General features: G+C 70.8%; 16 protein-coding genes and 1 pseudogene. 6 read left to right on the forward strand and 11 right to left on the reverse strand.

Annotated elements, in window-relative coordinates; translation table 11 throughout:
• Positions 1–413: 413 nt before the first annotated feature.
• Positions 414–1,385 carry a hypothetical protein gene (locus EBN03_RS34195; RefSeq protein ID WP_158675648.1) on the forward strand — a complete coding sequence of 324 codons (972 nt, stop codon included), beginning with the start codon at positions 414–416 and terminating at the stop codon, positions 1,383–1,385.
• Here EBN03_RS34195 and EBN03_RS16440 read toward each other — a convergent pair whose 3' ends face one another.
• Positions 1,386–4,745 (reverse strand): error-prone DNA polymerase, encoded by a 3,360-nt coding sequence (locus EBN03_RS16440; RefSeq protein WP_122188914.1) that lies wholly within the window; start codon positions 4,743–4,745, stop codon positions 1,386–1,388. It lies immediately after the preceding gene.
• A 116-nt stretch (positions 4,746–4,861) separates the two neighbouring features.
• Positions 4,862–6,223 carry a flavin monoamine oxidase family protein gene (locus tag EBN03_RS16445; RefSeq protein WP_122188915.1) on the reverse strand — a complete coding sequence of 454 codons (1,362 nt, stop codon included), beginning with the start codon at positions 6,221–6,223 and terminating at the stop codon, positions 4,862–4,864.
• A gap of 287 nt (positions 6,224–6,510) precedes the next feature.
• Between EBN03_RS16445 and EBN03_RS16450 the strand changes: the two are divergent.
• Positions 6,511–7,494 (forward strand): annotated as a pseudogene (locus tag EBN03_RS16450) (SDR family NAD(P)-dependent oxidoreductase); the annotation flags it as partial.
• 210 nt (positions 7,495–7,704) lie between these two features.
• Here the strand turns inward: EBN03_RS16450 and EBN03_RS16455 are convergent.
• Positions 7,705–8,625: a sucrase ferredoxin gene (locus EBN03_RS16455; RefSeq protein ID WP_407671163.1), complete on the reverse strand. Its 921-nt coding sequence runs from the start codon at positions 8,623–8,625 to the stop codon at positions 7,705–7,707.
• Positions 8,626–8,739: 114 nt separating this feature from the next.
• Here EBN03_RS16455 and EBN03_RS16460 point away from each other — a divergent pair, with 114 nt between their 5' ends.
• Positions 8,740–9,402, forward strand: a complete 663-nt coding sequence (locus tag EBN03_RS16460; RefSeq protein WP_122188917.1) for a hypothetical protein — start codon at positions 8,740–8,742, stop codon at positions 9,400–9,402.
• A 1-nt stretch (position 9,403) separates the two neighbouring features.
• On the opposite strand, the gene EBN03_RS16465 is transcribed toward EBN03_RS16460, so the two are convergent.
• Complete coding sequence (locus EBN03_RS16465) at positions 9,404–10,171, reverse strand: alpha/beta fold hydrolase (RefSeq protein WP_233608420.1); 768 nt, start codon at positions 10,169–10,171, stop codon at positions 9,404–9,406.
• A 129-nt stretch (positions 10,172–10,300) separates the two neighbouring features.
• Here EBN03_RS16465 and EBN03_RS16470 point away from each other — a divergent pair, with 129 nt between their 5' ends.
• A complete protein-coding gene (locus EBN03_RS16470) occupies positions 10,301–11,176 on the forward strand; it encodes a hypothetical protein (protein ID WP_122188919.1) in 876 nt (291 codons plus the stop codon).
• Here the strand turns inward: EBN03_RS16470 and EBN03_RS16475 are convergent.
• The 4 genes from EBN03_RS16475 to EBN03_RS16490 form a co-directional block, all read right to left on the reverse strand.
• Positions 11,167–12,012 carry a DUF1266 domain-containing protein gene (locus EBN03_RS16475; protein ID WP_158675649.1) on the reverse strand — a complete coding sequence of 282 codons (846 nt, stop codon included), beginning with the start codon at positions 12,010–12,012 and terminating at the stop codon, positions 11,167–11,169. The two genes, EBN03_RS16470 and EBN03_RS16475, sit on opposite strands and share 10 nt — an antisense overlap.
• A 90-nt stretch (positions 12,013–12,102) precedes the next feature.
• Positions 12,103–13,116 carry a TIGR03617 family F420-dependent LLM class oxidoreductase gene (locus EBN03_RS16480; protein WP_122188921.1) on the reverse strand — a complete coding sequence of 338 codons (1,014 nt, stop codon included), beginning with the start codon at positions 13,114–13,116 and terminating at the stop codon, positions 12,103–12,105.
• Between the two features lie 116 nt (positions 13,117–13,232).
• Positions 13,233–14,855: a DNA polymerase Y family protein gene (locus EBN03_RS16485; RefSeq protein WP_233608421.1), complete on the reverse strand. Its 1,623-nt coding sequence runs from the start codon at positions 14,853–14,855 to the stop codon at positions 13,233–13,235.
• Positions 14,842–15,855 (reverse strand): hypothetical protein, encoded by a 1,014-nt coding sequence (locus EBN03_RS16490; protein ID WP_199742806.1) that lies wholly within the window; start codon positions 15,853–15,855, stop codon positions 14,842–14,844. The genes EBN03_RS16485 and EBN03_RS16490 overlap by 14 nt, the downstream gene beginning before the upstream one ends.
• A gap of 194 nt (positions 15,856–16,049) precedes the next feature.
• Here EBN03_RS16490 and EBN03_RS16495 point away from each other — a divergent pair, with 194 nt between their 5' ends.
• On the forward strand, positions 16,050–17,189 hold the full coding sequence (locus EBN03_RS16495; protein WP_233608422.1) for a serine/threonine-protein kinase: 1,140 nt from the start codon (positions 16,050–16,052) through the stop codon (positions 17,187–17,189).
• On the opposite strand, the gene EBN03_RS16500 is transcribed toward EBN03_RS16495, so the two are convergent.
• From EBN03_RS16500 to EBN03_RS16510, 3 genes are all read right to left on the reverse strand, one after another.
• Positions 17,186–17,425 carry a hypothetical protein gene (locus EBN03_RS16500; RefSeq protein WP_122188924.1) on the reverse strand — a complete coding sequence of 80 codons (240 nt, stop codon included), beginning with the start codon at positions 17,423–17,425 and terminating at the stop codon, positions 17,186–17,188. The genes EBN03_RS16495 and EBN03_RS16500 overlap by 4 nt on opposite strands.
• 179 nt (positions 17,426–17,604) lie before the next feature.
• The gene (locus EBN03_RS16505) at positions 17,605–18,252 is read right to left on the reverse strand and encodes a response regulator (RefSeq protein ID WP_122189085.1); all 648 of its coding nucleotides are present in this window, start codon (positions 18,250–18,252) and stop codon (positions 17,605–17,607) included.
• A gap of 160 nt (positions 18,253–18,412) precedes the next feature.
• Complete coding sequence (locus EBN03_RS16510; RefSeq protein ID WP_122188925.1) at positions 18,413–19,723, reverse strand: ATP-binding protein; 1,311 nt, start codon at positions 19,721–19,723, stop codon at positions 18,413–18,415.
• A gap of 354 nt (positions 19,724–20,077) precedes the next feature.
• Between EBN03_RS16510 and EBN03_RS16515 the strand changes: the two genes are divergently transcribed.
• A complete protein-coding gene (locus EBN03_RS16515; RefSeq protein WP_122188926.1) occupies positions 20,078–20,686 on the forward strand; it encodes an MspA family porin in 609 nt (202 codons plus the stop codon).
• The last annotated feature ends 11 nt before the right edge of the window (positions 20,687–20,697 follow it).

Genomic DNA, 20,697 nt, shown 5'->3' on the forward strand with positions numbered 1-20,697 from the left:
AGCGCCCCGGCCACCGACAACCGATTGCCCGGCGCAACTCTCCGCACCCGAGCTCGCAGCGCCCCGGCCACCGACAACCGATTGCCCGGCTTGCCGACTACCCTGCTCCGATCTCCTAGTACCCCATCCCTCGGCGGCCGATAGCTCAGCATTGCGGCGCCCGGCGGGGCGCTCGGTCCCCCGGTTCGCTGCCAGCGGATTCGTGCCCATTCGATCCCCCGATCCTGGTAGTCCGATCCGACTCTGCGACGGTATCCAGCCAGTTCAGGCCGTGTCACGCTCGTTCGCACAGCCGCACACCTGGGCATCGATGTGGTGTGCGGCTACTCCGGCATTCCGGACCTCTGTCACAACCGTGGCGTACGCTCGCGACGGCGGGGGCCAGACAGGTCCCCATACCCAGGAGGTGGGGTATGGCCAGGCGGCTCATGGTTCTGCTGGCGATGGTGGCCGGGGTGTCGATGCTGCTGGCCGGTCCGGCGGCGGCCGGTCCGGTCACGCTGCACGACGACTCACACGTGCTCGACGCCGGCAAGGTCACCCAGGCCGGTAACGCGCTGCCGGATCCGGTGCAGATCTTCACCACCGAACTCAACGCCACCGACAACGCGGCATTCGATTCCGAGGCGACCAAGCACGTCACCGGCGCCACGGATGTGGTGATCGCGATCAACACCAAGTCGCACCACCTGGCGATCCGCACCGGCGGCAACTCGCACATCAAGGACACCGCACCGGCCAGTACCGCGTTCAAGAACGCCTACGGCAACGGCGATTACACCGGCGCCACGGTCGCGGCCTTGCAGTCGCTGACCACCGCGTACGGCCAGGGCGCCCCGACTCCGGCGCCGAACCGGCAGCCCGCACCAGCCCCGGCGCACAACAACTCCGGCCACAGCGGGTTCAGTCTGTGGAGCCTGCTGTGCCCGCTGATCCTGATCGGCGGTATCGCAGCGGCCGTGTTCGCGGTGATCCGGCGCCGGCGCCAAGGCGGCGGCGGGTTCCCGACCGGCGGCGGCATGCCCGGCGGCGGCATGCCGGGCGGTTACGGTACCGGCGGCGGCTACCCGGGCGGCTATCCCGGCGGTGGTTACCCCCAGGGCGGCCGGGGGATGAGCCCCGGTATGGCCGGTGGCCTCGGCGCGGCGGCGGGTGCCGTGGGCGGCGGGCTTCTCGGCTACGAGCTGGGCAAGCTGGAAGGTGAGCGGGAAGCCGACCGTGGCGGTTACGACGGTGGTTACGACGGCGGCAACCAGGGCAGCTACGACGGCGGCGGTTACACCCCCGACTACGGCGGCGGCGGAAGCGATTCCGACTTCGGTGGCGGTTCCGACGGCGGGTTCGACGGCGGCGGGTTCGACGGCGGCAGCAGCAGCGACTTCTGATCAGCGGAAGTCGCGGGACGGGGTGGTCACCCGCAGGTCCATTCGCTGGACGTGCTCGGCGACCACACTGGCCGCGCCCTCGGCGTTCTGCAGCCGGCCCCGGATCAGCAGCGCGGACGCGCCCTGCACCAGCCGCCGGTAGCGCTGCCACAACCCCACCGAGCACACCACATTCACCATCCCGGTCTCGTCCTCCAGATTGAGGAAGGTGACCCCGGCGGCGGTGGCCGGCCGCTGCCGGTGCGTGACCGCCCCGCCGACCAGTACCTTCGATCCGTCCGGCAGACTCAGCAGCCGGTCGGCGGGCACCACACCGAGGGCATCCAGGCGCGGGCGCAGGAATTCGGTCGGATAGCTGCCCGGCGACACCCCGGTCGCCCAGACGTCGGCCGCGGCCAGTTCCAGCTCGCTCATCCCCGGCAGCGCGGGTGCGGCGGTCGCCGCGCCGGTGCCGGGCAGCCGGTCGGAGCGTTCGCCGGCCGCGGCACCGGCCGCCCACAGTGCTCGGCGCCGACTCAGGCCGAGACTGTCCAGGGCGCCGCCGGTGGCGAGCGCTTCCGCCTGCGCCACCGAAAGTTCCACGCGCCCGGTCACATCCAGGAACGAGGTGTAGGGCCCGGCCGCGCGGGCGGCCACGATCCGCTCGGCCACCTCGCTGCCCAGTCGGCGCACCGAGCCCAGCCCCAGCCGCACCTCGGTCCCGCCGGCCTCGAGCGTGGCGTCGGCCAGACTGTGGTTGACGTCCGGGCCGTGCACCACCACGCCGTGCCGCCGGGCGTCGGCGACCAGGGACTGCGGTGAGTAGAACCCCATCGGCTGGGCGTTGAGCAGTCCCGCGCAGAACGCCGCCGGATGGTGCAGCTTGAACCAGGCCGAGTAGAACACCAGCGAGGCGAAGCTCTGCGAATGGCTCTCCGGGAAGCCGAAATTGGCGAAGGCGTAGACCTTCTCGTAGATGCGGTCGGCCAATTCCCCGGTGATGCCGTGTAGTTCGCGCATCCCGGCGTAGAACCGGGCGCGCAGGCGCTCCATCTTCTCCGGGGAGCGCTTGGAGCCCATCGCCCGCCGCAGCTGATCCGCTTCCGCCGCACTGAATCCCGCGACGTCGACGGCCATCTGCATGAGCTGCTCCTGGAACAGCGGGATCCCCAGCGTACGTTCGAGCGAATTCCGCAGCGACTCATGCTCGTAGGTGACCGGCTCCTTCTTGTTGCGCCGCCGGATGTAGGGATGCACCGACCCGCCCTGGATGGGTCCCGGCCGGATCAGCGCCACCTCCACCACCAGGTCGTAGAAGTTGCGCGGCCGCAATCGGGGCAGGGTCGCCATCTGCGCCCGCGACTCCACCTGGAACACACCGACCGAGTCGGCGCGCGTGAGCATCTCGTAGACCGCCGCCTCCTTCAGGTCCAGAGCGTGCAGTTCGACGACCTCGCCTTTGTGCTCGCGGACCAGATCGATCATGTAGTGCAGTGCCGACAGCATGCCGAGTCCGAGCAGATCGAACTTCACCAAACCCACTGCGGCGCAATCGTCCTTGTCCCACTGCAGCACGCTGCGGCCGGGCATGCGGGCCCATTCGGTCGGGCACACGTCGGCGATGGGCCGGTCGCAGATCACCATCCCGCCGGAGTGGATGCCCAGATGCCGGGGCAGGCCCTCGATCTCGCCGGCCAACGCCAGTACGGGGGCGGGAATGTCGGTGTGTTCCTCGGCGGAGACGCCGGTCCAGCGGCTGACCTGTTTGCTCCAGGCGTCCTGCTGTCCGGGCGAGAACCCCAGGGCCCGAGCGGCATCGCGGACCGCGGACTTGCCGCGATAGGTGATCACATTGGCCACCTGCGCGGCGAACTCGCGGCCGTACTTGGCGTAGACGTGCTGGATGGCCTCTTCGCGGCGGTCGGACTCGATGTCGACATCGATATCCGGCGGCCCGTCCCGCTCCGGGGACAGGAAGCGTTCGAACAGCAGTTGATTGGCGACCGGGTCGACGTTGGTGATGCCGATGGCGTAACAGACCGCCGAGTTGGCCGCGGAACCCCGGCCCTGGCACAGGATTCCGTTCTTCCGGCAGAACTCGACGATGTCGTGCACGACCAGGAAGTAGCCGGGGAAATCGAGGTCGGCGATGACCAGCAGTTCGTGTTCGAGCTGCTGATAGGCGGCCGGATTACCGGCACGCGGACCGTACCGGCGCGCGGCGCCGCGGTAGGTGAGTTCGCGCAGCCAGGAGTTCTCGTCGTGCCCGGGCGGGACGTCGAACGGCGGCAGTTGCGGCGCGATCAGGCGCAGATCGAAGGCGCATTCCGCGCCGAGTTCGGCGGCGTCGGTCACCGCCCGCGGGCGGGCCGGGAACAACCGGGCCAGTTCGGCGCCGGACCGCAGGTGCGCGCCACCGGTGGGCGGAAGGTGACCGGCCATGTCGTCGAGGCTGCGGCGGGCTCGGATCGCGGCCAAGGCCATGGCCCGGCGCCGCTGCGGCGGTGCGGCGAAATGGGCTGCGGTGGTAGCGATCACCGGCAGCCCGGCGCGGTCCGCGAGGGCGATGAGACGGGCGTTGCGTTCGTCGTCCTCGGGAATGCCGTGGTGGGTGAGTTCGACCGCGACCCGGTCGCGGCCGAATCGGTCGACCAGTTCGCCGAGGGCGGCCGCCGCTGCCGCGTCGCCGTGCTGCAGTGCTTGGCGCACATGGCCTTTGCGGCAGCCGGTGAGGATCTGCCAGTGCCCGCCGGCGGCTTCGGTGAGCCGGTCCAGGTCGTAGCGCAGGATTCCTTTCTCTCCCGCGACCATGTGCGCGGCCGCGATCTCGCGGGACAGTCGGCGGTATCCCTCCTGTCCGCGGGCCAGGACCAGCAGGTGCGGCCCGGACGGATCCGGGGTGCCGGCGCGGGGTTCGGAGTCGGGCGGGCCGGGGCGCGCCGGGCGGGCGGGACCGCGCCGGGCGGTGTGCGCGCTCGCCCGGGCGGCCGTCCCGAGTGAGAGTTCGGCGCCGAACACGGTCGGCAGCCCCCATTCGGCGGCCGCCTCAGCGAAGCGCACCACCCCGTAGAACCCGTCGTGGTCGGTGAGGGCCAGGGCGCGCAGACCCAGCCGCACGGCCTCTTCGACCAGGTCTTCGGGCTGGCAGGCGCCGTCGAGGAAGCTGTAGGCGGAGTGGGTGTGCAGTTCGGCGTAGGGCACGGAGGGCTCGGCGGCGGGGCGGGGACCGGCCCGGTAGGGCTCGCGCTTGCGGGACCAGGCGGGGCTGTCCCCGCCGTCGCCGGGTGGGGCGGCGTCGGCGGGGACGGGTGCGGCGCCGGGGCGGCCGGAGAGCACCCGTTCCATTTCCGCCCAGCTCGGCGGCCCGTTGCCCCAGCCCATCCCTCACCTCCCTCGATGTCCGACCTGTATCGAACATACATTCGAACCTCGATGGGAGGTGTAGCGGGTGCGAAACTGTGACCGCACCACGTGACGGCCACAGACCGCGGCAGATCTCAGACCGCGGCCAGTTGGTGCTGCTGCACTTCGCTCGCGGCGCGTTCACCCGAGCGGACCGCTCCGTCGACCCAGCCACACATGACGGCCGAGCTCTCGGTTCCGGCCCAGTGGACGCGGCCGCAGGGTTCGCGCAGCGCGTGGCCGAATTGGGTGAGCACACCGGTCGGCGTGTGGCTCAGCATCCCGCCACCGGAATAGCGCTCGGCACTCCAGTCCTGCTCGACGAAGTCGACCGGGGAACCGGCCCGGTCACCGAATCGCGTGACCAGTTCGCGGAGTATCGCCGTCCGGCGTTCGGCGGCATCGAGCCTGCCGAGCTGCCGAGCGACAGGCCCCTCGGAAATGACACACAGGATCCCGGGCCGCCCGGTGTCGGTGCAGGCGTCGATGGTGATCGTGGCCGGCGACCCTGGCGCGGCCGATTGCCCCGACAATCCGTCACGCCGCCAGAACGGCTCGTCGTACAGGACGGAAATCTTGATGATCGAGCCGCTTGGCACCCGCTGATGCAGTAGCGAGCGATCGACCGGCAACATCGGCTCGTATCGGATCTGACCGGCGATCGCCAGGGGAACAGCCACGATCACCCGCCGCGCACGCAGCGTCGCTCCTCTCGTATACACAGTCACACCGTGCGCATCCTGCTCGATACCGTGCACCGGCTGCGACAGGTGGATCGAGTCGCCGAGCTCGGCCGCCATCGGCCCGTAGATCGCGCCCATACCGCCGACGGGCCGGGCGTCCTGGGAGCCGCCCACGATGCCGAACACAAAGTTCGGCCCACCTCCCGACGCCATCTGATACAGCGCGAACAGCATCGACACTTCCGAGGCGGCAGAGGTGTAACTGCCGGCGATGGCGGTCTCGAGCAGATCGTGGGCGGGCTTGGACCAGACGCTGCGATCCAGCCACTGCGCCAGGCTCATCTGGTCCCACTTGCCGGCCTTCTTCGCTTCCCACGGTGCCTCGAGCGGGATCGACTTGCACATGTGCCCCAGCTCGGCGAAGCTCGCGCCGAGATTCATCGACGCCCACGGGCTCATCGTCCACGGGATCGTGCCGGTGTAGCGATGTTGCTTACCGTCGAGGACCATCATGGCCTCACCGTCGGTGTACTGCCGGTAACTCCGCACCCCGAACTCGTTCATCAGGGCGTGGATCCGGTCCTGTCCCGGCCCGATCCATGCGCCACCACGGTCTATCCAGCAGCCGTCCGCGCGCATCTCGGTGAACGTGCGCCCGCCGAGCCGGTCACGAGCCTCCAGCACCGCCACCGATCGCCCCGCCTGCTCGAGCCGCAACGCAGCCGTCAACCCCGCGAATCCGCCACCGACCACGCAATAGTCGAAGTCTGTCATCGAGAGCCGCCTTCGTCCTGAAGTTCTCCTGGCCACCATCGAGCCGAGGCGCCGCTCGCACCCACGGCTCCTCGGCTACGAATCACCTTCGATCAGGCCGACACTCCAAATCAGCAATTCTATAGCAACTTTGCCGGCCGATCGCCCCACCGAAGGTTGTGACGCGTAGGCGCGGACGTGAGGTCCCATTACGGCGCACACCCCTGGCCGCCAATCTTACTTTGGAGTAAGTTCTTGCCTGAAGGCATGCAAAGGAGCAGCGAGTGAGCGAGAAATCCACCAGCCGACGGGCCCGCCGACAACTGGCGGGCAAACATGTCGTCATCACCGGCGCCTCCTCCGGCATCGGCCGCGCCGCCGCGCGGGCGGTCGCCGCCAAGGGAGCGGTCGTGCTGCTGCTGGCCCGCCGGCCCGACGAACTGGCCGCCGCGGTCGAGGAGATCACCGCCGCCGGCGGCCGGGCCTACGCCTACCGCTGCGACGTCACCGACGCCGAATCGGTCGAGCAGACGGTCGCCGCGATCCTGGCCGAACACGACCACGTCGACATGCTGGTCAACAACGCCGGTCGGTCCATCCGCCGGGCCGTGCACCGCTCCACCGACCGCATGCACGACTTCGAGCGCACCATGGCGGTCAACTACTTCGGCGCGGTCCGGATGACCCTGGCGCTGTTGCCGCACATGCGGTCTCGCGGCGGCGGACACGTGGTGAACATCTCCAGCGCCGGAGTCCAGGCCGCCACACCACGATTCGCCGCCTACCTGGCCAGCAAGGCGGCCCTCGACATGTTCACCGACGTGACGGCCGCCGAAATGCTCGCCGCCGGAGTCACATTCACCACCGTCCACATGCCGCTGGTGCGCACCCCGATGATCGCGCCGACCGGGCGCCAGGGCCCCACGAAGTCCCCCGAGTGGGCCGCCGCGATCGTGGTCCGCGCACTCACCCGCCGCCCCAAGCGGATCGACACCCCGCTGGGCACGCTCGCGGACTACGGCAGCATGTTCACCCCGCGCATCAAGGACGCGATCATGCATCGCTACTACCGCATGCTCCCGGACTCCCCCGCGGCGAAAGGGGAACTCGCCGTATCCGATTCGGAAGGGACGCCCGAGGTGACCACCGCGGGCGGCTCGGCCGCGGCCACCGTCGAGACCACGCAACAGCCTGCCCCGCAGCGGACTTCGCGCCGCCGGTTCCGCAGCACCCGGGTCACTCGCTCCACCCTCACGGTCCTCGCCGCCGTCGTACCCGGCGCCAACTGGTAGCCCGGGCAAACAGTCCGCGGTCCTCGGTAACCACGACCCCCGAGGACCGCGGCGGATTCCACGCTGCCGCTGGACTTCTCGCCGCGTCGCCCAACGCCGACCGGTAAGCGGCTCGGACAAGGTCGATGTCCCGGTGAACTGCCGCAGCGGCGGGCCACCGCACTCACACGGCTCGCCGCGCGATTCACCGGCGGCCGACCGGTAAGCGGCTCAGCCTAATTCGACAACATCGGTGGCCACGACGGCCGAAGCCGCCTTGGCCGGGGCACCGCAACTCGCCGGGCGAGGCGGATAGCCGACCACACCGGCGGTGACCCGCCACCGACGACCGTCGTGGTGGACGACCTCGGCGGTGCCCGCGTAGGCCGGATCTTCCGGGTCGGACTCGGCGGGTAGCGGAGTCACCGTGAGTGCGTCCGCGGGCGCCGAGATCCGTTCCCGCACTGCGATCTCCGCGACCTGCTGTACCGGACCGTGTCCGCTGCGCCCGCGAAAACCAGTGAGCGACAGCATGTTCAGATCGAGGGCCGCGACGGCGGACAGGGCGGCGTCGCCGTCGATCCGGCCGTAGGTCAGCCCGGACGGCAGCAGCACCATGGCGGGAGCGAACCGGTGCCCGCCGGTGTGCGAACACTCCCAGACCCGCTCCGGGTAGACCTCGGCCAGCCGGGCCGCGATCGGGCGGCCCAGCCGGGCACAGCACTGGTCGCGTTTACCGTGCGCGCAGACCAGGACGGGCGTGTCCTCGCCGGTCAGCGGTTCGCCGAGGCCGGGAGCGGGCCCGTTCAGCAGTTGCAAGTCCAGCTTCAGCAGTTCTTCGAGATCTTCGATCTCGAGCCGCTCACACCAGGCCTCCCCGGGCCGGGCGGCGGCCAGCAGGACGGTGCGCGGCCCGGTCATCAGGTGCCGTCCGGGCCGGCGGATGAGGGTCGGGCGCACCCGCGCCGCCTTGGTGCGGGCCGCCAGTTCGGTGGTGATCTCGGCACCCAGCACCTGGTCGGCGAGCACATCACGCCCCCAGGCGCCCGGCTGTTCGACACACAACCATCCGGTCACGTGTGTCGCGCTACCCGGCAGCGGAATATCCGCCGCGGCCTCCGAACACGCCAGCCCTTCGAACACGCTTTTCACAATAGGTGCCACCGGACAGCGGGCGCTTTCCGCCACCACCGGAACTGTGAAAGTCTCCGGTAGCTCGTAAGATCCGGACTCAGTCGACATTTCGGTCACAGTGGGGGGTTCGGTATGCCATCGAAGCGGGTTCGCGGCCGCACGCTGCTGGTCGCCGTAGCGTGTCTGGCGATCGCCGGCTGTTCCAGCGGTACGGCTCCGAGTCCGGATCCGGCCGCCGCCCAGGCACCCGCCACCACCGCCGCCCCCGGCCCCGACCGGCAGATCGACGAGCTGGTGGCCTGGATCGCCGCCGCACCCGCGGCCGACCCGAACGGCTACAGCACCTTCACCGACCAGAACGGCAAAATCGTCCCGGTGGAACCGGTCGGACCCGCCGGGTACGTCTTCGACAGCCCGACCGGGAAGATCAAGTGCTACCTCGGCACACCCGACCTGCTCGACTGCCGGGTCCGCTACCGGAATCCGGCGCCCGAGCCACCGAACGGGCACCTGAACTGGCTGCCGTCGGCGACCGAATACACCGGCGACCGCGCGGACGCCGGAGAATTCCGCGGCGGCGCGGCCTCGGTCGACATGGGCAACGGCAACCCCCTCGGCTACGGCGCCCGGATCACGGTCGGAAACTACAGCTGCCGGATGGACGTCACCGGCCTCTACTGCACCCGATCGGGCTCGAAGTCCGGAGTCCAGCTCAGCGATCAGGGCCTGGTGCCCTACGGCTGCCTGAAGAAGCAGCCGGCGGCGGCCGGTGAGCCACCCACCTACAAGTGCTGAGTCAGTGCCCGAGAAAGGGCAGCGTGGCGGCCGTGAACTGCTGGAACCGGTCGCGGTGGATGCTGTGACCGCAGTCGAACGCCACGACCGTGCAGTCGGGGACCGCGGTGCGGAAGTGCTCGAGCCGGTGCGGGTCGACCATGCCGCCGGGACCGCCGCGTAGCTTCAGCGTCGGCGCGGTGATCGCGGGCAGGCCGTTCCACCAGGCCGGATTCGGGGTGCGGAACTGTTCCAGCGCGCTGCGGGTCATCGACCGATCGAAGGCCATGGCCGCGCCCGGGTGCCGGAGCAGGCTCGTGGTGGCGTGCCACAGTTCCGGGACGGTCGGCATCCGGCGGGTAAGGGTCGCGGGCTCGTCGTGTGAGCGCAGCGGCAGCGGCTGTTCCTCGAGCACCAGCCGGCGCACCAGCCCGGGCTGCTCGATCGCCGCGCACGATGCCGCGTAACCGCCCAGCGAATGCCCGACCAGATCCACCGATCGCAGATCCAGCCGCTCGCACAGCCGCAGCAGGTCGGCGCCGAAGGCCTCGAACGGGTAGGTGCCGGTGCGGGCGCTGCGGCCGTGGCCGCGCAGGTCCGGGACGATCACGCGACGTCCCGACCGGGTCAGGGTCCGGGCGAACCGGTCCCAGGTGTGGCCGTCGCCGCCCATTCCGTGCACGAGCAGCACCGGGACGTCCCCGAGTTCGTGCTCGACCCGGGGACGTCCGTAGTCTCGGTAGGCGATCAGCACGCCGTCGAGTCGCACCCGGGCGTGCGTCGTCTCCACAGCGATCGATGCTACGGAGCCGGTCCGCGCGCCGCCGCTGGTTGTGCGTAGTGCCATACCCACCCACCGCGCCGTTAGAATTCGTTTCAGCTCGGATCCGGCCGTGGGGCGCCGGGTGGGGAGGAACTGATGCCGCACGAACTGTGGAGCCGCCGGATCGCCGTCCGGTATGCCGACGGCCACCTGAGCACCACACCCCTGCAGGCCGACGACGCCGTCGCGCTCGAGGTACCGCTGCACGAGCTGCGCATGGTGCGGCTGGCCCCCACCGACGACGGACAGCTCGCCCTGCTGCTGTTCTTCCGTTCCCCCGACCAGCTCGCCGGGGGTACCGCCACCCACTATCACCCGGTGCCGATCCACCTCGACCCCGAGCTGGAAACGCAAGCACGCGAACTGGTCCGGGTGATCGAGGGCGACCTGCTGACCGCCCGGCGGGTGCAGCGCTCCCGGCCCGACCACACCCCGCCGCCGGGCCCGATCCGGGCCGACGTCACCGCCGCCGCCGACCGAATTCGCAGCGACGACACCGTGATCCGCCAGATCGGCGCCCTGCACCACTTCGCCCGGTCCGACGAATACGTGCTCGACGTCGCCCCCGCCACCTACGCGGGCACGGCGGGACTGCTGGCCGTCACCACACTGCGGCTGCTGTTCGTGAGTGCCGGTATGTGCCACGAGTTCCCGGTCTCGGCGATCGAGAGAACCGATGCCACAACCACTTCCGGTTCCGAGGTGAAGATCACCGTGACCGCGGGCCCGGACGTCGAGCTGGAGTTCACCGGCACCGAACGCGACGACCTGGCCCGGCTCACCCGCTCGGTACATCTGGCCTGCGAGATGGAGCACGTCGACGGTTCGGTCGTCCCGTCCCGGCCCACCTCGGCGGACCTGTTCGGCCAGTGGCAGTCACTGGTGGAACGCCACGAACTCGGAATGCTCTCCGACGACCCGTTCCAGCACCACGCCACCGGCATCCTGTCGGCCATGCCGAGTCAGAACTGATGACGCGCGGAAATCCCGTACACCGGCGCGCCCGGATGCAGCGCCACCCGGCGCCAGGGGCTCGACGGGCGTAACTGCAAGCCCAGGACCACTTTTCGGCGCCGCATCACCTGCTCCCGCACGGTGGCGAGGTCCCGGGTGGCGGCCCGGAAGACGGCGCCGGTCAGGAAGCCGGCGGCGAACTGGCGCCAGTTGCGGTAGTGCTGTTGCGCCTGCGCCAGACCGGCTTCCAGGAAGGTCCAGGACTCGTCCTCGTCCAGGTATCCGGCGGTGTGCGCGGCCCGGACGACGAACACCGCCCGCGCCAGATCCCACGCGGTGGCGTCGGTGTGGAGCGGCCGCGGCAGCAAGTCGACGATGCCGAATTCGATGGCCTGCCGCCAAGCGTCGTAGTCGTGGTCCAAGCCGCCGTCGTCGCCACGGAATTTCGAGAGTGTGCGCAGGAATTCGCGATGGTCGGGTCCGGAGTGGTCGACCCGGACCTCGCTGCCCGCGGCCGCGGCGGCCAGCGGGTGCACGAGCGTGAACAGTGGGGCGTGCAGTCCGGCCAGCAACCGGCCGACGGTGTCCCGGGCTCCGGCCGCGTCGTCGACACCCCACGATGCGTGCAGGCGCTCGATCGCCTGCTCCCGCCGGGTCTCCGTCGCACCGTCGAGTTCGGGCAGAAAGGCGACGGTGTCGTTGTAGGAGTCCCGGTCCCGGCCGTAGTACGCGCCGATCGCCAGCGCCCGGATCCGGTCGTCGGGCAGCTCCGCGCCCGACCAGCGGTCGGACGTCGAATCCGCCCCGGTCCCAGGAAAACCCGTCACCGGCGGCAACCAAGCTTCCGCGGCCACCACACCCCCTATGCCACGCGACGGCGCGGATACGCGCCTCGTCCGGATCATAACCAGCGGCGGCGCATACGGTTTCGGTGCGGTGACCGGTCAGGGCGTCCGGTGCAGCGCCGCAACGAGATCCGCGATATCACCGGCGGACGGCCGGTAACCGGGGAAATAGCAGCACACTTCACCGGCGTGGGCACCGAATCGGCGGCCGATCTCGGCCGCGCACTCCTGCGGGGTGCCGACGATGCCGATGGTGCGGACCATGTCGTCGCTGATCAGCGCGCGCATGCCGGCGTAGTCACCGGTCTTGGACATGGCGTTCAGGACCGGCTGCAACTCGGCCCATCCCTCGGTGTCCAGGACCGGCCGGTACGCCGGGGTGGATCCGTAGAAGGCGATCAACGTCGCGACCCCGTCGATCGCCGCCCGCAGGTCGGCGTCGGTGCGGCCCACCGCCACCATGGCCTGGCCGATGATCTGCAGGTCCGCCGGGGTGCGGCCGGACCGGCGCAAGCCCTCGTCCACCGCCGCCATGGTGCGCTCCGCGAAGTGCCGGGCACTGTGGAACGGCATCACCAGGAGCCCGTCGGCGACCTCGGCGGCGGTGCGCGTCATGATCGGCCCCAGCGCACCCATGAGCACGGCCGGCGGGCCGTAGGGGTTGGGTCCCGGCACGAAATTCGGTGGCATCAGGGTGTGGGTGAAGTACCGGCCGCGAAAGTTCAGCGGCGCCTTGCCTTCCCAGCAGTCGAAGATCGCCTTGATCGCGCCGACGGTCTCCGCCATGCGCTCGGCAGGCTTGGACCACTGTGCACCGTAACGCTTTTCGATATGCACCCGGATCTGCGAACCCAGCCCCAGACGGAACCGGCCGCCGCTGTACACCTGCAGGTCGTAGGCGGCATGCGCCAGATGCAGCGGGCTGCGCGGGCCGGCGATCGCGACATTCGTCATCAGGCCCAGCTCGGCGACACCGGCCGCGATCACCAGCGGCTGGAACACGTCGTGCGGCCCCTCGAAGCTGAACACCCCGTCGGCACCGATCCCGGCCAGCTCCCGCGCATGTTCGGCGGCCCGCTGCGGTGCCCCGTCGATCTGGAGTTGCACACGCATGTCTGGACCTTCTCCGGCCGGTACGAATCGAAAACCGGTGTTTTCCTATCGCATCGGCGTGCCGCTGGCAAGCCTGCTCGACAGCGCGCGCCGCACTCGCGGGAATCGAATCGGGTTCACTCGTACAGCCCTTCGACGTGCCACGTACCGGCGTAACCCAACAGCAGCAGCACCCTGGTGTCGCCGTCGAGCTGGATCTGTACCCGCACACTGCCTTCGACGGGAGCGGCGTCGGCTTCGGTGGGCGTGGCCCACCAGCGGTCGTCGAGCGGCCAGGGGCCGGCCCAGCCGGTGACCGGCCATTGCTTGCTCCCCCAGCGCAGCCGGGCCGGTTCGGCGGTGAACAGGCCGCGGTCGCAGACCCAGACCCCGGTGCCGTCGGCGGCGGTGAGTTCGACGGCCGGCTGGGGGCCGAGCACCACCGCCGGGGCGGGCTGCGGCAGTTTCCCCGGCCACGGGAGGGCCGGGTCGGCGGCCGGGACCCGTTCGTCACCGAAGGGCACCAGGGTGATCCGCTCGACCGGGCCGCGACCGCCGCTGAGCACCCCGATCCGCACCGAGTCGCCGCCGAGCAGCCCCTGGACCCGCACCAGCGCCCGGCGGGCCCGCTCGTCCTCCTCGCCGACCCCGCCCCACAACCCCAGCTGCAGTGCCGCGGCGGCCACGACTTCCACTGGCTCCAAGCGCAATCCGACGATGGTGGACCCGGTCGGATCGAGGTCGGGGTCGTGATCGGGATCCGGGTTGCGCAGGGCGCGGTGGGTCAGCCAGCCGTCGAGTTGCCAACGGACGCGGTCGGCGGTGCTGTCGGCGGTGAGCGGTTCGGCGCAGCGCCAGATCCGGGAAAGCTGTTCCCCGGAAGCGGTTTCGGCGACCACCAGCAGCCGGGTACAGGCGGCCACGGCGGCGGCCAGCCGCTCGTGCAACCGGACCGCGAGCAGACGGCCCGCGAAGGCCGCGGCGTCCACCCGGTCGATCGGCGGATCGCAGACGTAGTCGACGGCCAGATCCGGTGCGGGCCGGTCGGCCGACGGCGGGCGTTCGGGCTCGGCCCGGGCGCACCGGTGTGCGCGGATCGCGTCGGCGCCGAACCGGGAGGCCACCTCGGCCGGGGTGAGCGCGGCGAAGTCGCCGATCCGGCGTAAACCCAAGCGGTGCAACAGATCCACCAGTTCGACGCGTTCCGGTGCGGCCAGGGCCGGTTCGATCGCCAACTCGCTCACCGGCAGCGGGGCCAGGAACGCCGCCCCCTCCCCCGCCGGCACCAGTGCCGCCCGCCGGGCCGCCAGCACCGCGGTCGACAGCTCGTCGGCGGAACCGATCCGGCACCCCACCCCCACCGCCGACACCGCATCGGAGATCTGCTCGGCCGCAACCTCTTCCGACCCGAAGTACCGCGCGGCACCGCGGGCGGCGAGCACCAGCAGCCCCGGGCGCAGCACCTCGACACCGGGCACCGTGGCCGCCACTGCCGCCACGACCGGTTCGAACGCGCGCGCGTCGCGATCCGGATCTGCCTGGGCCACATGCAGTTCCGGACAGCGCGCCTGCGCCTCCCGGCGGCGCAGCCCGCGCCGGATCCCGGCCGCCCGCGCCGACGCCGAGCACGCCACCACCCGGTTCGCGTGCAGCACCACCACCGGATGCAGTGGAGCCAGCCGGGCCGCGGCGGCAGCCGCCGCCGCCGGCCAGTCCGGGCACCACACCGCCAGCACCCGGCGATCCTCAGGAGACGGCACGGGCCACCTCGAACTCCGGCCCCGAATCACCTTGAGCCATATCGTCATCGCGAATCGAGTCGTCGTGAACCACACGGTCACCGCCGCCGTCCATGCCGTCGCCGTGAGCCGCACCGTCGCCACGAACCACACGGCTGCCGCGAATCACGCTGCCTCCCTGGGCAACCGCGCCGTCCCACGTGGCGGCATCGTCGCGAGCCGCGGCCCACTCCACCCCCGTCACAGCCGGATCCGCTCCCGCCGCGGGCCGCAACGTGAGCTCACCCCGGCGCGGCGGCGCCGAGCGCCCACGCACCGAGACGTCCAGCCGGACCGTGCGCAGCCGGCCGCACCCTCGGCCCAGCCCCTCGTACCCGGCCACCCGGGTATCGATGCGCAACGCGGAGCCGGCCCACGAACCACCCGTCACCACCAGCGTGGCCGCGCGGCTGCGGGCGCGGGCGGCCAGCACCCGGGTGCGGCTGAGCGGCACCGCCCGGCCACCGAGGCCGAGCACCACCAGGTCCAGCCCCTCCAGCAACACCGCGGCCACCTCCACCGGATCCGGACCCGGATCGGGCACGACCGCCAGCCGTTCCAGCTGCGCACCCATCTCGGCCGCCGCCAGCAACCCCAGCCGGGGCAGGCCGATCGCCGCGGCGTACCCGCCGCTCGCGGTGACCGCGGCCAGCAGCCCGGTCAACAACGACCCGGCCCCGGCGTACTCGATCACGGTGCCCTTCACCAGCCCACCGTCGGGCAGCAGTTCACCCAACGGGCCCGGTACCGGCAATATTTCCCGCCGGAAACGGGTGTCGTCGACATGGCGTGCCCGCCGGTTCCCGGCAGCGGGCGCGGACGGCACGAGCTCCGGGGCGTGCGCGCGGGCGGCCGCCGGTTCGGACACCGGAAGCGCCCGCGTCGCCGCTCCCGCGCCGCGGGCCGGAATCGCGGCCATCCGCCGCCGCAGTTCCTCGATCTGTGCGTGTTTCTCCGCTCGCACCGCCCCTGCCTCGCCCATCCTCGACCACCCGTCTCCGCCGCGGACGCCTCAGCACCGATCCAGCTATCGATACCGATATCGAATATACGTTCGATACGTGTCAAGTAGAAGCCCGACCCCCCGGACATGTCGATAGCCCGGGGCGGATGTTCGCGGAAGTGCGGCGAAGGCTAAACAGGTCGGTACAGTCGGTTTTCCGCTATCCTGCGCCCGTGACCGAACGCGCACGACCCATCGTCGGCCCCGACTATCTCGTAGCCGGCCGATACCGCCTGCAATCCAAACTCGGCGGCGGGGGCATGGGCGCGGTCTGGCTGGCCCACGACCGACTGATGAACCGGGATGTCGCGATCAAGCAGGTCCTGACCACGGCCGGGCTCAGCGAAAGCCAGGCCAAGGCGGTGCGCGACCAGATCATGCACGAGGGCCGGATCGCGGCGAAGCTGTCGCACGAGCACGCCATCGCCGTCTACGACGTGGTACTCGAGGCCGGTGAGCCCTGGCTGGTCATGGAATACCTGCCGTCCCGCAGCGTCGCGAAGGCGCTGGCCCTGGCGAACCGTCTGTCCCCGGTCGAGGTCGCGCAGATCGGCGCGCAGGTCGCCGACGCCCTGGCCGCCGCGCACGCCGCGGGAATCGTCCACCGCGACATCAAGCCCGGCAACATCCTGGTCGCCGACCGCGGCAACGAGGTGGGCATGGCCAAGCTCAGCGACTTCGGTATCTCCGCGGCCGTCGGCGCCACCGACGAACCCGACGACGTCATCACCGGCACCCCCGCGTACCTGCCGCCCGAGATCGCACGCGGCGCGCAGCCCACGGCCGCCAGTGACGTGTACTCGCTCGGCGCGACCCTCTACACCGCGATCGAGGGGCACCCTCCGTACGGCTTCAGCGAGGAGGGTGAGGACGAGATCGTCCAGCGCGCCGCGATGGCGCAGATCATCCCGCCGGAGCGTTCCGGCGTGCTGACCCCGGTGCTGATGCACATGATGGAGCCCGCCCCGCAGCGCCGCCCCACCATGGCCGAGGCGCGCAACGAGATCCTCACCGCCGCTTTCGGTCCCGGCACCGGCCCGTACATCCTGGGTGCGCCGGTCCGCACCGACGACGGGACCATTCCCGCGTGGGCGGCCCGCAATTCGGCGTCCGGTCTGCGCAGCCCGCATTCGAGCCCGCTGCCCCGTCCGCAGCGCGCGGTCGCGCCCAGCGCGGCACCGGCGGCGCGCAAGAAGCCGAGCGGCGGCATGTTCGATCTGAGCAGCCTGGGCCCGAACGCCGCGCCCATGGCCATCGCCGTGGGCCTGCTGATCGGGCTGGTGATCCTGATCGTGCTGGTCGTGGCGCTCTAGCGCTGTGGCCGGCGGCCGCCCCGGAAGGCGTTGACGAAGTCGCCCATGCGGTCGAACCGCGGGCCGGGCAGGGTGGTCCGGGCCGGGTCGGCGAGTTCGGCCGGCTGCCGGTCGAATTCGGCGAGCGCCGCCGAGATCCGCGGCTGCTGCGCGGAGAGTTCGCGGGCGGCGGACCGAACCGATTCGGGGCTGCGGATATCGGCGAACCGAACATCCTCACCTTCGACAAAGATCATCACTGGAGGGATGTCTTCAGGCACGAGCTCCGCCTCCGGAATAGCGTGAGAATACGAGAATCGTTGTATCCCAGGGGATTTCACCGTTCTCCGCCCGTCCGCCCCTATATGCGAACGGGATACCTCACCCTATAGGGCGCAAACCGAACCCGAAACCCGTTTCCTGCTTCCGGCCGGAATCAGTCGATCCGGCGCCGATGCGCCCAGCGGGTGAGGGCATTGCGATTGGACTGCTGGGTCTTGCGCAGCACATTGGAGGCGTGGGTCTCCACCGTCTTCACCGAGATGAACAGGTTCTCCGCGATCTCCCGGTAGGTGTAGCCGCGCGCCAGCAGCCGCAACACCTCCAGCTCGCGCGGGGTCAGCGAATCCAGTTCCGGATCCAGCGGCGGCTCGGGTGCCGGCGAGCGACCGGTGAACGAATCCAGCACGAAACCGGCCAGCCGCGGGCTGAACACCGCGTCACCACCGGCCACCCGGCGGATCCCCTCCGCCAGCTCCGAACCGGAGATGGTCTTGGTCACATAGCCGCGCGCACCCGCCCGGATCACCGCGATCACGTCCTCGGCCGCGTCGGACACACTGAGCGCCAAGCACACCGGGCCGGACTCGAGCCGGTCGCCGATGCCCTGCAGCACCGCTACCCCACCACCGTCGGGCATGTGCACGTCCAGCAGCACCACATCCGGACGGGCGGCACCGATCCCCGCGATCGCCTCACCGACCGCACCGGCCTCACCGACCACATCCATATCGGCTTCCCGGCTCAGCTCCGCCCGGACACCGGACCTGAACACGGCATGGTCGTCGACCAGGAACACCCGAATGGTCACTGCGCTGCTCCGCCTCTCGAATTCCGGACGGCGCGCAGCCGCCGGTCGCCCGGCCGGCCCGGCAGCCGGCCGCCGCACCGAGTGTAGTTCGGGCCGGCGACATGCCCGGCGCACGCGAAACCGGTTGCCGCCGATGCGTTCCCCCGCACCGGCGCTAGCCCGTGGTCTCGGCGTCGTCGGCCACCGGATCGACCGGATCGGCCGGATCGTCGGAGTCGGTGCGGGGCAGGATGATCCGGATCTCGGTGCCGCGGCCGGGAGCCGAGATCACCTCCACGGTGCCGCCCCGCCGCTCGATCCGGGCGTGGATGGACTTGGCCAGGCCCTGCCGATCGTCGGGGACATCCGCCGGATCGAACCCCGCGCCGCGGTCGCGGACGAAAACACTGACCTGATGCGGTTCGACCTCCGCGAACAGGTCGATAGCCGGGACACCGGCGTGTTTGGCCGCGTTCACCAGCGCCTCCCGGGCAGCACCCAGCACCGCGGTGAAATGTTCCTTCGGCAGGCCGTGGCCGGTGTCGCCGGGATCCATCGACACATCGCCCACCGTCACCGGGGTGACCTGCACACCGTACTGGTCCTCCACCTCGCCGGCGATGGTGCGCAGCGCGGCGGTGAGACTGGATTCGACGAGCACCTCCTCCTCGAACAGCCAGCGCCGCAACTCCCGCTCCTGACTGCGCGCCAGGCGCGTCACCTCCTGCGAGTCGTCGGCCACCCGCTGGATCAGCGCCAGCGTCTGCAGGACCGAGTCGTGCAGGTGGGAGGCGATCTCCTCGCGCTCCTCGTTGCGGATCCGGGCCGCGCGCTCGGCATTGAGCGCGCGCATCATCCGCAACCACAGCGGGACCGTGAGCAACCCGACCCCGACCAAGGTGACCGCCACCGCGATCAACGCCGAACCCAGCGAGCTGACACTGATCCGGCCCAGCACCACCACACCCAGCCCGACCACGATCAAGGTGGCGCCCGCGACGATCCGGGTCCAGGTCAGCACGCCCGGGCGGGCCGGCAAGCCCAGCATCGAGCGCGGCCCGTCGGCGTCGAACTCGCGCCAGACCAGGGCGGCACCGACCGCGACCACCACGATCGGCGCCACCGCCTTGGCCGCCGTCCCGCTGAACAGCCAGGACATGGACACCGCCAGCGCCAGGCCGAGCAGCACCAGCCCCACACCCTGGCGCCGCTCGACCGACGTCGGCTGGGCGGCGTCGGCACCGGTGGAGGTGAACACCCACAGCAGTCCGTAGGCGACGATGCCCGCTCCCATCAGCGCCGACAGGAGTACGAACGCCATGCGCACCTGGAACACGTCGACACCCAGATGGTCGGCGATCCCGCCGGCCACCCCGCCGACCACCCGGCCCCCGGCCCGGCGAACCAGCCGGGGCGCCTCCGGGCCCGCGTCGACGGCACGCGTCTCGAGCCCGCGACCGTCGAAGGCCAAGAAGGGTGGGTACATACCTCGATACTGGCACGCCCCTCCGACACGAAACATCGGGAAGAACCCCGATTCCGGCCCCGACCGGCGGGGGTCGGGGGTGATCGGCGTCCGGGCTGTCCGGTCCGGACAGAAAAGCAGGGTCTACCTGCGCGAAAAGGTTCCGTCGGCAAATCGGCGGCCGACTCGCGAACCTGCCGGGCCCGACCGGCCGGGCAACCCCGGGCCGCCGGACCGGACATTCGGTCGCAGCCCTGCTACCAGCATCGATACCTGCCCCCGGCCGGAAAGGGGCTCGGCCGTCACCCCGTCCGCTTCCTACGTTGATGTCAGTCGCTCGAACCGAGCGGAACACCACTTCGGGGGAGAAACCACATGTTCATCCAGACCGTCACCGCCGCCGTCGCCGCACTGGGAATCGGCCTCGGCTCCGCGGGACCCGCACCGCTGGCACCGCACGAGAAGGTCGTCACCACACCCGACGGCACGAGCGTCACCGCCGGCCTCACCGATGACGCCGTCCGGCCGGTGGCACCGCTGGACTTCATGCCGACCACTCGGGAGGCCTACCTGGACAACACCTCCTACGGACGGATCGACCGAGGCAACGGTTCGCTGCACAGCGGGTTCTTCCTCGCCTGTGCCGTCGACCTGAACGTTTCGGTGCGGCTCGGCGCCAACGCCGGGCTCAGTGCCGATCTGATGGCCGGCGCCGCCCCCGGCATCATCCCCACGCTCGGCGCGACCTTCGGGGTCGACCTGTCGATGCAACCCGGCAAGGTCGTGGACCTGAAGCTGCCGCCGGAGATCAGCGACAAGGCACTGACCGCGGGGAGCACCGACTACATCGCCACCCGCGACTACCGGCTGACTGTGCAGGGCTGTGCTGGACCGTTGACGGTGCAGGCCTACACCGTCGTCCTGGCCGAGTCGCCGCAGGCGAACATCGCCCAGTACGTGCTCGGCGATCCGACCACGATGTAGGACGGGCCGGG

Origin of the sequence: Nocardia stercoris (assembly GCF_003696265.1) — a bacterium.
Lineage (GTDB): Bacteria > Actinomycetota > Actinomycetes > Mycobacteriales > Mycobacteriaceae > Nocardia > Nocardia stercoris.

Coding starts and splice junctions, on each gene's coding strand:
- EBN03_RS16515 (WP_122188926.1), top strand. CDS start 20,078: ATGTTCATCCAGACCGTCACCGCCGCCGTCGCCGCACTGGGAATCGGC.
- EBN03_RS16460 (WP_122188917.1), top strand. CDS start 8,740: ATGCCATCGAAGCGGGTTCGCGGCCGCACGCTGCTGGTCGCCGTAGCG.
- EBN03_RS16440 (WP_122188914.1), bottom strand. CDS start 4,745: ATGGGCTGGGGCAACGGGCCGCCGAGCTGGGCGGAAATGGAACGGGTG.
- EBN03_RS34195 (WP_158675648.1), top strand. CDS start 414: ATGGCCAGGCGGCTCATGGTTCTGCTGGCGATGGTGGCCGGGGTGTCG.
- EBN03_RS16490 (WP_199742806.1), bottom strand. CDS start 15,855: ATGGGCGAGGCAGGGGCGGTGCGAGCGGAGAAACACGCACAGATCGAG.
- EBN03_RS16470 (WP_122188919.1), top strand. CDS start 10,301: ATGCCGCACGAACTGTGGAGCCGCCGGATCGCCGTCCGGTATGCCGAC.
- EBN03_RS16480 (WP_122188921.1), bottom strand. CDS start 13,116: ATGCGTGTGCAACTCCAGATCGACGGGGCACCGCAGCGGGCCGCCGAA.
- EBN03_RS16510 (WP_122188925.1), bottom strand. CDS start 19,723: ATGTACCCACCCTTCTTGGCCTTCGACGGTCGCGGGCTCGAGACGCGT.
- EBN03_RS16445 (WP_122188915.1), bottom strand. CDS start 6,223: ATGACAGACTTCGACTATTGCGTGGTCGGTGGCGGATTCGCGGGGTTG.
- EBN03_RS16500 (WP_122188924.1), bottom strand. CDS start 17,425: ATGATCTTTGTCGAAGGTGAGGATGTTCGGTTCGCCGATATCCGCAGC.